General features: G+C 63.0%; 12 protein-coding genes. 7 read left to right on the forward strand and 5 right to left on the reverse strand.

Features of this window, described 5'->3' with window-relative positions:
* Window positions 1–123: 123 nt before the first annotated feature.
* A complete protein-coding gene (locus tag JMY24_RS00585) occupies window positions 124–1,533 on the reverse strand; it encodes a nucleobase:cation symporter-2 family protein (RefSeq protein ID WP_128592382.1) in 1,410 nt (469 codons plus the stop codon).
* A 29-nt stretch (window positions 1,534–1,562) separates the two neighbouring features.
* Here JMY24_RS00585 and JMY24_RS00590 point away from each other — a divergent pair, with 29 nt between their 5' ends.
* The 4 genes from JMY24_RS00590 (at window position 1,563) to fghA (ending at window position 5,642) form a co-directional block, all read left to right on the forward strand.
* Window positions 1,563–1,829, forward strand: a complete 267-nt coding sequence (locus tag JMY24_RS00590; protein ID WP_193414929.1) for a hypothetical protein — start codon at window positions 1,563–1,565, stop codon at window positions 1,827–1,829.
* A gap of 131 nt (window positions 1,830–1,960) precedes the next feature.
* On the forward strand, window positions 1,961–3,427 hold the full coding sequence (locus JMY24_RS00595) for a xylulokinase (RefSeq protein WP_201701283.1): 1,467 nt from the start codon (window positions 1,961–1,963) through the stop codon (window positions 3,425–3,427).
* 191 nt (window positions 3,428–3,618) lie between these two features.
* Window positions 3,619–4,725, forward strand: coding sequence for an S-(hydroxymethyl)glutathione dehydrogenase/class III alcohol dehydrogenase (locus JMY24_RS00600; protein ID WP_020069206.1), 1,107 nt, complete (start codon window positions 3,619–3,621; stop codon window positions 4,723–4,725).
* Window positions 4,726–4,790: 65 nt separating this feature from the next.
* On the forward strand, window positions 4,791–5,642 hold the full coding sequence (gene fghA / locus JMY24_RS00605) for an S-formylglutathione hydrolase (RefSeq protein ID WP_128595772.1): 852 nt from the start codon (window positions 4,791–4,793) through the stop codon (window positions 5,640–5,642).
* Between the two features lie 60 nt (window positions 5,643–5,702).
* On the opposite strand, the gene JMY24_RS00610 is transcribed toward fghA, so the two are convergent.
* From JMY24_RS00610 to JMY24_RS00625, 4 genes are read right to left on the reverse strand one after another with little or no spacing between them, the layout of a single operon-like run.
* Window positions 5,703–6,485, reverse strand: a complete 783-nt coding sequence (locus JMY24_RS00610) for a metal ABC transporter permease (RefSeq protein WP_128587519.1) — start codon at window positions 6,483–6,485, stop codon at window positions 5,703–5,705.
* Window positions 6,478–7,443, reverse strand: a complete 966-nt coding sequence (locus JMY24_RS00615; RefSeq protein WP_201701284.1) for an ABC transporter ATP-binding protein — start codon at window positions 7,441–7,443, stop codon at window positions 6,478–6,480. Before JMY24_RS00615 ends, JMY24_RS00610 begins: the two co-directional genes overlap by 8 nt.
* Window positions 7,440–8,360, reverse strand: coding sequence for a metal ABC transporter solute-binding protein (locus JMY24_RS00620; protein ID WP_128595771.1), 921 nt, complete (start codon window positions 8,358–8,360; stop codon window positions 7,440–7,442). Before JMY24_RS00620 ends, JMY24_RS00615 begins: the two co-directional genes overlap by 4 nt.
* Before the next feature lie 52 nt (window positions 8,361–8,412).
* Window positions 8,413–8,889 (reverse strand): Fur family transcriptional regulator, encoded by a 477-nt coding sequence (locus JMY24_RS00625; RefSeq protein ID WP_128595770.1) that lies wholly within the window; start codon window positions 8,887–8,889, stop codon window positions 8,413–8,415.
* 280 nt (window positions 8,890–9,169) lie between these two features.
* Here JMY24_RS00625 and JMY24_RS00630 point away from each other — a divergent pair, with 280 nt between their 5' ends.
* The 3 genes from JMY24_RS00630 to JMY24_RS00640 all read left to right on the forward strand — a co-directional run bounded on the left by JMY24_RS00630 (window position 9,170) and on the right by JMY24_RS00640 (window position 12,482).
* Window positions 9,170–9,952, forward strand: a complete 783-nt coding sequence (locus JMY24_RS00630) for an L-iditol 2-dehydrogenase (protein WP_128595768.1) — start codon at window positions 9,170–9,172, stop codon at window positions 9,950–9,952.
* 82 nt (window positions 9,953–10,034) lie between these two features.
* Window positions 10,035–11,357 carry an ABC transporter substrate-binding protein gene (locus JMY24_RS00635; RefSeq protein WP_128587508.1) on the forward strand — a complete coding sequence of 441 codons (1,323 nt, stop codon included), beginning with the start codon at window positions 10,035–10,037 and terminating at the stop codon, window positions 11,355–11,357.
* A gap of 189 nt (window positions 11,358–11,546) precedes the next feature.
* Window positions 11,547–12,482: a carbohydrate ABC transporter permease gene (locus JMY24_RS00640; protein ID WP_128587506.1), complete on the forward strand. Its 936-nt coding sequence runs from the start codon at window positions 11,547–11,549 to the stop codon at window positions 12,480–12,482.
* Window positions 12,483–12,491: the final 9 nt, after the last annotated feature.

The following is a 12,491-nucleotide window of genomic DNA, read 5'->3' on the forward strand; positions in this document are numbered from 1 at the left end:
CCACGGCATGCCGTGGCGTTTTCTTTTGCAGCGGTCGAGCGGATCGAGCGGAGCCCCGCCGCCTGGCGAGATGTTGCACGTAAAACCCAGCGCTTTACCGGTTCAGCGTCCCAGCCGTCTCTCTCAATGCAGATCTGCCGCGCGCAGCATTTCGTCGCGCGGTTGTTCCTTGCCGCCACGTCCATCGAAATCGTGACCGGCCTTGCGGATTTCGCACTGCGCCTTCTTCTCGCTTTTGACGCCGTTGAAAATCAGATTCAGCACGACCGCGGATACCGAAGCCAGCAAGATTCCACTGTGCAGCAGCGGTGACAACGCGGGCGGCAGTCTGGAAAAGAAGTGCGGCGACACGACCGGCACGAGCCCCAGGCCGATACTGACCGCGACGATGAACAGGTTGTGGTGATTCTTCACGAAGTCGACCTTCGACAGCACCTTGATGCCATTGGCCGCGACCATGCCGAACATCACGATGCCGGCACCGCCAAGCACGAACGCCGGCACCGACGCGACCACTTGCGCCATCTTCGGAAACAGGCCAAGCAACACGAGGATCACGCCGCCCATCGCGCAGACAAAGCGGCTCTTCACGCCCGTGACGCCGATCAGGCCGACGTTCTGCGAGAACGACGTATGCGGAAAGGAGTTGAAGATGCCGCCGATCAGCGTGCCGAGTCCGTCCACGCGCAGGCCGCGCACCAGCGCTTTCTGATCGACCGGACGATCGACCATATCGCCGACCGCGAGGAACATGCCCGTCGATTCGATGAAGGTGACGAACATCACGGTGACCATGGTCGCAATCGACAACGGATCGAAGTGCGGCAGGCCGAAGTGGAACGGCATGACGAAGCCGACCCATGGTGCGTGCGTGACGCCGTCCATGTCGACGCGGCCGAGGGCCAACGCGATCACGAAGCCCGCGACAATGCCGAGCAATACAGAAATATTCGCGATGAAGCCCTTGGCAAACTTGTTGATGAGCAGAATCAGCATCAGCACGAGCAGCGACAGGCCGAGGTAGACGGGGTTGCCGTAGTCGGGATTGCCCACGCCGCCGGCAGCCCAGTTGATGCCGACGCCCATCAGTGACAGACCGATCACCGAAATCACCACGCCGATCACCACCGGCGGGAAGAAGCGCAGCAGCTTGCCGACAGCCGGCGCAAGCAGGATGCCGATCACGCCCGCGGCAATCGTCGAGCCGAAGATGTCGAGAATGCCGAGCGACGGATTCGTCCCGATCGCGACCATCGGACCGACTGCGGCGAACGTGCAGCCCATGATGACCGGCAGGCGGATGCCGAAAATCCACAAGCCGAGCGTCTGGATCAACGTGGCGATGCCGCAGGAAAACAGGTCGGCGCTGATCAGAAACGCGATCTGTTCTTTCGGCAATTTCAGCGCCGCGCCGACGATCAGCGGGACCGCGACAGCGCCCGCGTACATCACCAAAACGTGCTGGATGCCGAGGGTGAGCAACTGGCCCGCGGGCAGCCGCTCGTCGCACGGGTGAACCGTGTTCGATTGCATAACGTCTCTCTCCACAATCTGGTTTTGGGATGGACTCCAAGGTATCGGGGACGAAAAAGCGCAACAAGACCGCTGGAGCCTATTCCGGCATTCCCGGTGACGATATGCGCAAGCCGGTTTTGAAAGCCGGAATCCGGGCGAGCGGCGGGTTGATCGGCGGTCAGCCCCTTGCAGCGGCGATGCGCGCGCGGTCGCGCCACGTGCCCGAGCGCCGCGATATATGTGAGAATCGATCAGGTGTATCCGGGTGGCCACATAGTCGTGTTTTCGTGCAACTCGCCGCCGGCCGGGGTTAACCCGCGATTCGGCGGCTTTGCGCACGCGGCAGCGCCAAGCTTGCACACATCACGCGGCTAGTAAAAGTCGCCGCTCGCGGCACGGTCCGCGTGCTCTCACTTACACCTTAACTGACGACGCTCCATCACTCATGAGCTTTCTCGGCATCGACCTCGGCACCGGCTCCCTCAAAGTTGCAATCGTCGATGAAGACGGCCATGAGCAGGCCGCCGCGAGCGTCGCTTATGCCCTTGAGACGCCGCACGCCGGCTGGGCGGAGACGTCGGTGCAGACGTGGTGGCGCGCGCTGTGCGAAGCGGCTGCACGCTTGCCCGAGAGCTTGCGTCGCGGGGTCAAGGCGGTCGGTTTGTCGGGGCAAATGCATGGCGTCGTGCTGATCGACGAAGCCGGCAATGCGGTGCGGCCTGCAATGCTGTGGCCCGACACGCGCGCGCGAACTTTGCTCGACGCGTGGCCCGACCCGCAGCCGAATCCGGTGGCGCCCGGCATGGCCGGTCCATTGCTGCGCTGGATCGTGTTGCATGAACCGGAGTCCGCGCGCCGCACGCGCTGGGCATTGCAACCGAAAGACTGGCTGCGCGTCGCGCTCGGCGGCGCGGTCGCGACCGATCCGTCGGACGCCTGCGCGACCGCGCTCGCCGATCCTGATGGCGCGTGGGACGCGGCGCTGGTCGAACGGCTCGGCATTCCGCACGAGTGGTTCGCACCGTTGGGACCGTCTTATGCAGCTGCCGGCGTGTTGTCACAGAACGCCGCGCAGGCCTTGGGTCTGCGTGCCGGGATCGTGCTCGCGACCGGCGCCGCGGACACGTCATGCGCCGCGCTCGGCAGCGGCATTGCACGCGACGGCGACGCGCTTCTGACGACCGGCACCGGTGGCCAGATCGTCGTGCTCGCCGAGCACGAGCCACAGGCGGTTAAAGGCTTGCATCGTTATCGCGCGGCGAGCGATCACTGGTATCGCATGGCGGCTATGCAGAACGTGGGCATTGCGCTCGAGCGCGCGCGCGGATGGCTATGCTACGAATGGACCGATGCTTATGCCGAAGCCTTCGGCGATCACACGAACCACGGGTCTGGCATCAACGCTAATGCGGCCGCAGCGACAGCGCCGCTCACCTTCCTCCCCTACCTCACAGGCGAGCGCACACCGTGGCTCAATCCCACGGCGCGCGGCGGTTGGCTCGGCCTTGCTCTCGATCACACGCGCGGCGCGATGATGCGCGCCGCGTTCGAAGGCGTTGCCTTTTCGCTGCGCGCGGGGCTCGACGCGATCCGCGCGAGCGGCGCAACAGTGACGTCATTGAAGCTGGCAGGAGGCGGTTCCGTCGATGCACGCTGGCGCCAGTTGCTCGCCGATGCGCTGAACGCGGAACTGCACGCGGTCGATTCTCCGAATGCCGCCCCGCGCGGCGCGGCCATTCTGGGTGGCATTGCGAGCGGTCACTGGCATGTGCACGATCTCGCTGCGCTCGCGCCCGGTGCCACACACGTGGCGAGCCCGCGAGGCGATCACGCGCTCGCCGAACGCTACGCACGTTTTCTGGATCTGTATGGTCGCGTCGAAACATGGTTCGACGCACGCACCGGCGCTTGATGAAGAGAGCGGTAATGTCACCTGCCGACAATGCCGTGACGCACTTTGCAATACCATGACGCTTTTCATGCGTTAGCCTGTAGCTCGCGCGGCGCAGGCGTCGACCGCAGCATGATCCCAGGATATTCGCGCGCCGCCATGCCGTGGGCGGCGACGCGCGTCGCATTCACAGACTCACAGGAGCATTCACGATGAAGACCAAAGCAGCAATCGCATGGAAAGCCGGCGCACCGTTGACGATCGAAGAAGTCGATCTCGAAGGACCGCGCGCAGGCGAAGTCCTGATCGAAGTGAAAGCGACGGGCATCTGCCACACCGATTACTACACGCTCTCGGGCGCCGATCCCGAAGGCATTTTCCCGGCGATTCTCGGCCACGAAGGCGCGGGCGTAATCGTCGATACGGGTCCGGGCGTCGGCACGCTGAAGAAAGGCGATCACGTCATTCCTCTTTACACGCCGGAATGCCGTCAGTGCAAATTCTGTCTGTCGCGCAAGACCAACCTGTGTCAGGCGATCCGCTCGACGCAAGGCAAGGGTTTGATGCCCGACGCCACGTCGCGTTTCTCGCTGGACGGCAAGCCTTTGTTTCACTACATGGGCACGTCTACCTTTTCGAACTACATCGTCGTGCCGGAAATCGCGGTCGCCAAGGTCCGTGAAGACGCGCCGTTCGACAAGATCTGCTACATCGGCTGCGGCGTGACGACGGGCGTTGGCGCGGTCGTGTATTCGGCGAAGGTGGAAGCGGGCGCAAACGTGGTTGTATTCGGGCTCGGCGGCATCGGTCTGAATGTGATTCAAGGCGCGAAGATGGTGGGCGCGGACAAGATCATTGGTGTGGACATCAATCCGGGCCGCGTGGAACTCGCGAAAAAATTCGGCATGACGCACTTCATCAACCCGAACGAAGTCGAGAACGTGGTCGATCACATCGTGCAGCTTACCGACGGCGGCGCCGACTATTCGTTCGAATGCATCGGCAATACGAAGGTGATGCGTCAGGCACTCGAATGCACGCATAAGGGCTGGGGCCAGTCGTTCATCATCGGCGTGGCAGCGGCGGGCGAGGAGATCAGCACGCGTCCGTTCCAGCTCGTGACGGGCCGCGAGTGGAAAGGTTCTGCGTTCGGCGGCGCGCGTGGCCGCACCGACGTGCCGAAAATCGTCGACTGGTACATGGAAGGCAAGATCAATATCGACGACCTCATCACGCACCGTCTGCCGCTCGAGCGCATCAACGAGGGCTTCGATCTGATGAAGAAGGGCGAGTCGATCCGCTCGGTCGTGCTGTATTGACGCGGCTCATTGAAAGCGACTCAATGAAAGCGACTCAATGAAAGCGACCAATAAGGAGCAAGACGATGCTTGAGCTACTGTCGTCGCACGCCTGTCATGGCGGCGAGCAGCGCTTTTACCGGCACGAGTCGCAAACCATCGGCCTGCCAATGCGCTTCTCGGTGTATCTGCCGCCGCAGGCGCTGCAGCCTGATGCGAAGGTGCCCGCGCTGTTTTATCTGGCGGGGCTCACCTGTACCGAAGAGACGTTCGCGATCAAGGCCGGCGCACAGCGCTTCGCCGCGCAACATGGCGTTGCGCTCGTCGCGCCCGATACGAGCCCGCGAGGCGCGGGCGTGCCGAACGAGAGTGCTTCGTGGGACTTCGGCGTGGGCGCGGGCTTTTACGTCGATGCAACGCAGGAGCCCTGGGCGCGGCACTATCGGATGTACTCGTACGTGCGCGACGAGCTGCGCGAAACGGTGAGCAACGAGCTTCCCGTCGACGGCTCGCGGCTCGGCATCTTTGGGCATTCAATGGGCGGCCACGGTGCGTTGATGCTGGCGCTGCGCAACCCGGACATCTATCGCTCGGTGTCGGCCTTCGCGCCGATAGCGGCGCCCACGCGCTGCCCTTGGGGCGAGAAAGCGTTCAGCGGCTATCTCGGCGAGGACCGCGAGACGTGGAAGGAATACGACGCAAGCGAACTCGTGGGGCGCGCATCGCGCAAGTTCGCGGAGGGGATTCTGGTCGATCAGGGACTCGCCGACCAGTTCCTCGCCGAGCAGTTGTACCCGGACGTGTTCGAAGCCGCATGCCGTGAGGCGGGCCAACCGCTGACGTTGCGCCGCCATGCCGGCTACGACCACGGCTATTACTTCATCTCGACCTTCATCGAGGATCACATCGCGCATCACGCGAAGGTCTTGCTCGGCTGAAATCTTTTGTACCGATGGCGGCGCCGTTGCGGGCCGCCATCGCATCCAGCGCCTATCAGATTAGCGGCGCTTCAGCAGACTTCCGCCATACACCACCGCCGACAGCGCGGTGATCCAGAAGCTCGTCGGCCAATCGGTATAGAACGCGAGCGTCACGCCCAGCCACGCCTGCAGCAACGCGAATACGGCGGCGAGCACGAGGCCGGCGGAAAGCCGCGTCGTCATGTTTTGCGCGGCGGCGGCCGGACCGACCATCAGCGTGAAGACCAGCAGCACGCCGACGATCTGCGTGCACGCGGCCACTGCGAGCGCGGCAATCGCGAGAAACAGCACCGACACGAGACGCAACGACACGCCCTTTGCTTCGGCCAGTTCGGGCTGCAATGAAGCGAACAGCAACGGTCGCATGATCGCCGCGAGCGCCAGCAGGCTGACGACGCCCAAGCCCGCCAGCACAGCGAGCGTCGACTCATTTACGCCGAGCACGTTGCCGAACAGCAGCGCTGTGACCTGCGTCGCGTAGGCCGTGAAGAAGTGCAGAAACAGCAGGCCGAAGCCGAGCGACAGCGAAAGGATCACTCCGATCGCCACGTCGCGTCCGGCAAGGCGCTCGCCGAGCGCGCCCATGCCGACGCCGGCCGCGAGCGTGAAGCCGACCATGCCCCAGATCGGCGAAATGCCGATCAGCACGGCGCCGGTCGCGCCGGTGAAGCCGACATGCGAAAGCGCGTGGCCGGCGAACGTCTGTCCGCGCATCACGAGAAAATAGCCGACCACGCCCGCGAGCACCGCGACGATTCCCGACGCCGCGAACGCGTTTACCATGAAGTCGTATTCAAACATCGTGCTTATGTCCGTCGCGTGAGTCGTGCTGGTGTGAGTGGTCGTGCGCGGGTCCGTGCGAATGACCATGGGAATGCGAGTGACCGCCGTTCCCGTCATGTTCATGTTCGTGATCGTGTTTTTCTACTTCGACGCCGCCCGACATCACGAAGATGCGGCCGTTCACGCGCATCACGTCGATGGGCGAACCGTAGAGGCGCGACAGCACGGGCCGCGTGATGACCTCGTCGACGGTGCCGAGCGCGGCCACGCCGCTGCCGAGATACAGCACGCGATCGAGCGAGTTGAGCAGCGGATTCAGTTCGTGCGCCGAGAACAGCACGGCAATGCCGAGTTCCTGCTGCACGCGCCGCACGAGTTCGACCACGCTCTTCTGATGATGCGGGTCGAGGCTGATGAGCGGTTCGTCCAGCAGCAGCAGTTTCGGCGCGCCCAGCAGACATTGCGCGAGCAGCAGGCGCTGCCGCTCGCCGCCCGAGAGTTCGGATAACGGCCGCTCGGCGAGCTTGCGGCCGTCGACCAGTTCTAGCACGCGCTCGACGTCCGCGCGCGTTCTGGCGTCTGCGTGAGGTAGGCCCCAACGGTGGCCGTCGGCCGCCATCGCCACGAAATCGCGGCCACGCACTCGCCGTCCAGCGAGCGCGCTGCGCGTTTGCGGCATATAACCGATCGACGCGTTGCCGCGCTCCACCGGCTGCCCCAGTACGCGGATCGAACCGCTTGCCGCCGGCACGAGGCCGAGCACCGCGCGCATCAGCGTGGTCTTGCCCGCGCCGTTCGGCCCGAGCACGCCGATGAATTCACCCTGATTCACGACGAAGCCGGCATCGCGCAAGATCGTGCGGTCGCCGAGTTCGAGCGTGACGTGATCGAGTTCAAGCACGGGCGCGCGGCTCGCCGCGAGCGTCGCTGCGCTCGCTGACAGATTGGCTGGCGTGCTGCGGCCGGTAACATTCATTGGGTTTTTCCTTTGACGCCGGCCGCGTCGCCTTTGGCGAGCGCTGCGCCGAGCGCGTCGAGCTGCGAGAGCATCCACGTCTGATAAGTGTTGCCGGCCGGCTCGGTCTCGGTGACGCTCATGGTCGGCACCTTCGATTGCTGCGCGAGTTTCAACATGCGTTTGGTCAGAGCCTCGGTTGCCTGGCTGTTATAGATCAGCACGCGCACGCGTTTTTCACGCAGATCTCGTTCGAACGCGGCGATGTCGGACGCGCTCGCTTCGGTGTCGTTCATGGCGGCCAGTTGAAAGCGCATATTGCGCATGCTTAGTCCGATCGCGTCCGACATATAGCCGAACACCGGCTCGGTTGCCGTGACCGGCGTGCCCGCGTAATGCGCATGCAGTTCGGCAACCTTCGCCTCCACCGGTTTCAGCGAATCGAGAAACTTCGCGAGGTTCGCATCGTACGCCGACTTGTGCGCCGGGTCGGCCGCGACGAGCGCCTCGTTCACCGCGCGCGCCACCTTGGGCATGGTCGACGGGTCGTACCAGAGATGCGGATTGTCGCCGCTCTTCTTGCCGCTAAGCTCGGCCGCGACGATCGTCGTGCGCTTCGCGCCCTTCGAAGCCGCCAGCAGTTTCACCATCCACGGATCGTAGTCGGCACCGTTGTAGACCACGATGCTCGCGTGCTGCAACGCGCGCGCCGTCTTCGGGCTGGCTTCGAACAGATGCGGGTCCTGGTCCGGATTGCTGAGAATGCTGGTCACGTCGACGCGCTCGCCGCCGAGTTGCTGCACCACGTCGCCATAAAAGTTTTCCGCGGCTACCACGGGGATTTTCGCATCCGCGGCAAATGCTGCATGGCTTAACGCGAACGCGGCTGTAACTGCGGCGACATATCTGGACAACAACCTCGTGCTCGTCTTCTTCATTATGTGTCCTGCTGCGTGAGGGTTGAATGAATTGCAAACGTGAAGCGATGGCTCATATGGGCGCGACGGCGCGCGACGCGCGTGCGCACAACGCGCAAAGACCGCTCAATTCGACGACCTGACGGTGTACCTCGAAGCCATGTGCCGGCGCGCTATGCGACAACTGTTCGGCGAGGCCGTCGCCCGGAATCTCGACGGTCGCCCCGCAGCGGTCGCACATCAGAAACTGGCTGCAGTGCGGCACGCCGACCTCGCAGCAGGCGACAAACGCGTTTTTCGACTCGATGCGATGCACGAAGCCATGCTCGAGCAGAAAGTCGAGCGCGCGGTAGACGGTGGTGGGCGGCACGCGGCCGCGTTCGGGTTCGAGCGCGGCCAGCAACTCATAGGCGCCCACGGGCCGTTCGCTGGCGACAATCGCCGCATACACCTGACGCCGCAGCGGCGTTAGCGACAGGCCGTGCAACGCGGCATGCGCTTCGGCATGCGCGAGCCGCACAGCGTGATGTTCTGCAGTCGATGTAGCCATCAGCGTGGATCTCCTACGGTGACGTCATGCGGATGTAAGGGCGGCTCGTGAAGCGAGGTCGAAATGATATAACGTATCTCGATTTTTTGTCAGCTGTCGTGTGCAAGCTCGCCGCAACAGGCTGGCGCACTTGTTCCGCGCTGCACCATCGAAATCTGAGAGAGCGCCTTGACATGACCGGGTGCGTATCCGATCATTCGATCACAAACAGAGCAATTGATCGCGCAATGAGCGTTCGCTCACTGCGGCTCCAAAAAGCGAAACGAATCGGAGACAAAGCGTGTCGGCACGATTGCAAGACAAGGTGGCCATCCTGACAGGCGCGGCAAGCGGAATCGGTGAAGCCGTGGCGCGGCGCTATCTGGACGAAGGCGCGCAATGCGTGCTGGTGGACGTGAAGCCGGCTGACAGTTTCGGCGACACGCTGCGCGCCGCATATGGCGAGCGCGTGCTCACGGTCAGTGCGGATGTCACGCGACGCGAGGATATCGAGCGCATCGTGGCGAGCACGCTGGAGCGTTTCGGCCAAGTGGATATCCTGTTCAACAATGCGGCGCTGTTCGATATGCGCCCGATCCTCGACGAATCCTGGGACGTGTTCGACCGCCTCTTCGCGGTCAATGTGAAGGGCATGTTCTTCCTCATGCAAGCCGTCGCACGGCAGATGGTCGAGCAAGGCCGCGGCGGCAAGATCATCAATATGTCGTCGCAAGCGGGGCGGCGCGGAGAAGCGCTCGTCTCGCATTACTGCGCGACGAAGGCGGCCGTTCTCAGCTACACGCAATCTGCCGCATTGGCACTCGCGCCGCACAAGATCAACGTGAACGGCATCGCGCCGGGTGTCGTCGATACGCCGATGTGGAAGGAAGTGGACGCGCTTTTCGCCCGCTATGAGAACCGGCCGCTCGGCGAGAAAAAGCGCCTTGTCGGTGAAGCGGTGCCGCTTGGTCGCATGGGCGTGCCCGACGATCTGACCGGCGCGGCGCTATTCCTCGCATCCGCGGATGCAGACTACATCACTGCGCAAACACTGAACGTGGACGGCGGCAACTGGATGAGTTGAGCGGCTGAACCCGCATTATCCAGCGTCATTTTCGTAGAACAAACGCAGCATTACATAACGCACGAGAAAGGAGACAACAGACATGAAACCAGCCCTCAAATCCGCGCTCAAGGCGGTTAGCGCAGGCGCCGCTACATGCTTCGCGCTGAGTGCGTCGGCGGCCACGGTGACGATCGCGACGCTGAACAATCCGGACATGATCGAGCTGAAGAAGCTGTCGCCCGAATTCGAAAAGGCGAATCCGGACATCAAGCTGAACTGGGTGATTCTCGAAGAAAACGTGCTGCGTCAACGCGCCACGACGGACATCACGACCGGCAGCGGCCAGTTCGACGTGATGACGATCGGCGCGTATGAAACGCCGCAGTGGGGCAAGCGCGGCTGGCTCACGCCGCTCACGAACCTGCCCGCCGATTACGATCTGAACGACGTCGTGAAGACGGCCCGCGACGGCCTCTCCGCCGGCGGCCAGTTATACGCGCTGCCGTTTTACGTCGAAAGCTCAATGACGTATTACCGCAAGGACCTGTTCGCGGCGAAGGGCCTGAAAATGCCCGATCAGCCGACTTACGACCAGATCGCGCAGTTCGCCGACAAGCTCACCGACAAAGCCAACGGCATGTACGGCATCTGCTTGCGCGGCAAGGCGGGCTGGGGCGAAAACATGGCGTATGGCACGACCGTGGTGAACACGTTCGGCGGCCGCTGGTTCGACGAAAAGTGGCACGCGCAACTCACTTCGCCGGAATGGAAGAAGGCGATCACGTTCTATGTCGATCTGTTGAAGAAGAATGGGCCGCCGGGAGCGAGCTCGAACGGCTTCAACGAAAACCTGACGCTGATGTCCTCGGGCAAGTGCGCAATGTGGATCGACGCGACGGTGGCGGCGGGCATTCTGTACAACAAGCAGCAGTCGCAGATCGCGGACAAGGTCGGTTTTGCCGCGGCGCCGGTGGCGGTTACGCCGAAGGGTTCGCACTGGCTGTGGGCCTGGGCGCTCGCGATTCCGAAGTCCTCCAAACAGGCTGACGCGGCGAAGAAGTTCATTACGTGGGCCACGTCGAAGCAGTACATCGAACTCGTCGCGAAGGATGAAGGCTGGGCATCGGTGCCGCCAGGAACGCGCCAATCGACGTACGCACGCCCCGAGTACAAGCAGGCCGCGCCGTTCGGCGACTTCGTGCTGAAGGCGATCGAAACTGCCGATCCTGATCATCCGACGGCGAAGCCCGTGCCGTACACCGGTGTGCAATTCGTTGGGATACCTGAATTCCAGTCGTTCGGCACCGTTGTCGGTCAAAGCATCTCCGGCGCGATTGCCGGTCAGATGACGGTCGACCAGGCGCTGGCAGCAGGCCAGGCGACCGCGGATCGCGCGGTGAAGCAGGCCGGATATCAGAAGTAACGAAGAGTGAATCGGAAAGCTCGCCACTGGAGTTACGTGGCGCGTGCCGGCTGACGCCCGTCAGCCGGCTTACGCAGCACAGCGGGCCGTCACGGCCGCGCATACGCCGCAACGCCGCCTCGTGTTCATAGCGATATGGCGATTCATGCGGTTCGTGCCGCCCGCGCATTACCGAACAGGTGGTCAATCATGCGTCCTCTGCGCCTGCCTCTCATGCATGCCCATCCTCAGACAGAAAAGGAACGAGAAGTCCGTAAAGCCAATTCCGCGCGCTGGCTCGTGTCGCCGTCGGTCGCGGTACTGCTGCTGTGGATGACGATTCCGCTCGCGATGACGATCTGGTTTTCGTTCTCGCGCTACAACCTGTTGAATCCGGACGTGAAGGGTTTCGCCGGTTTCGACAACTATCAGTTCCTCGCCAGCGATCCGTCGTTCGGTCCGTCGATCGGCCATACGTTGCAACTGATCGTGTCGGTGCTGGTGATCACGGTGGTCGGCGGCGTGCTGATGGCGATTCTGTTCGATCGCAAGTTCTACGGCCAGGGCGTCGCGCGGCTGCTTGCCATCGCGCCGTTCTTCGTGATGCCTACAGTGAGCGCGCTGATCTGGAAGAACATGATTCTGCATCCGGTCTACGGCCTCGTCGCGAGCGCGATGCGCGCAATCGGCCTGCAGCCGATCGACTGGTTTGCCGAGTATCCATTGACTGCGGTCATCATGATCGTCGCGTGGCAATGGCTGCCGTTCGCGTTTCTGATTCTGTTCACGGCGATCCAGTCGCTCGATCAGGAGCAGAAGGAAGCGGCGCGGATCGACGGCGCGGGACCATTCGCGATGTTCTTCTACATCACGCTGCCGCACCTGAAACGCGCGATTGCCGTGGTGGTGATGATGGAGACGATTTTCCTGCTGTCCATCTTCGCTGAAATCTATACGACGACCGGCGGCGGTCCGGGCACCGCGACCACCAACCTGTCGTACCTGATCTATTCGCTCGGCCTGCAACAGTTCGACGTCGGTCTCGCCTCGGCGGGCGGCATTCTCGCTGTCGTGCTGGCCAATATCGTGTCGTTCTTCCTCGTGCGGATGCTCGCGAAGAACCTCAAAGGGGAGTACGAAAAATGAGCCAGGTTG

Source organism: Paraburkholderia kirstenboschensis, from assembly GCF_904848585.1.
In the GTDB taxonomy this organism is placed as follows: Bacteria; Pseudomonadota; Gammaproteobacteria; order Burkholderiales; family Burkholderiaceae; genus Paraburkholderia; species Paraburkholderia kirstenboschensis.

Coding starts and splice junctions, on each gene's coding strand:
- fghA (WP_128595772.1), top strand. CDS start 4,791: ATGCTTGAGCTACTGTCGTCGCACGCCTGTCATGGCGGCGAGCAGCGC.
- JMY24_RS00590 (WP_193414929.1), top strand. CDS start 1,563: ATGGACTCCAAGGTATCGGGGACGAAAAAGCGCAACAAGACCGCTGGA.
- JMY24_RS00615 (WP_201701284.1), bottom strand. CDS start 7,443: ATGAATGTTACCGGCCGCAGCACGCCAGCCAATCTGTCAGCGAGCGCA.
- JMY24_RS00635 (WP_128587508.1), top strand. CDS start 10,035: ATGAAACCAGCCCTCAAATCCGCGCTCAAGGCGGTTAGCGCAGGCGCC.
- JMY24_RS00595 (WP_201701283.1), top strand. CDS start 1,961: ATGAGCTTTCTCGGCATCGACCTCGGCACCGGCTCCCTCAAAGTTGCA.
- JMY24_RS00585 (WP_128592382.1), bottom strand. CDS start 1,533: ATGCAATCGAACACGGTTCACCCGTGCGACGAGCGGCTGCCCGCGGGC.
- JMY24_RS00610 (WP_128587519.1), bottom strand. CDS start 6,485: ATGTTTGAATACGACTTCATGGTAAACGCGTTCGCGGCGTCGGGAATC.
- JMY24_RS00620 (WP_128595771.1), bottom strand. CDS start 8,360: ATGAAGAAGACGAGCACGAGGTTGTTGTCCAGATATGTCGCCGCAGTT.
- JMY24_RS00600 (WP_020069206.1), top strand. CDS start 3,619: ATGAAGACCAAAGCAGCAATCGCATGGAAAGCCGGCGCACCGTTGACG.
- JMY24_RS00625 (WP_128595770.1), bottom strand. CDS start 8,889: ATGGCTACATCGACTGCAGAACATCACGCTGTGCGGCTCGCGCATGCC.
- JMY24_RS00640 (WP_128587506.1), top strand. CDS start 11,547: ATGCGTCCTCTGCGCCTGCCTCTCATGCATGCCCATCCTCAGACAGAA.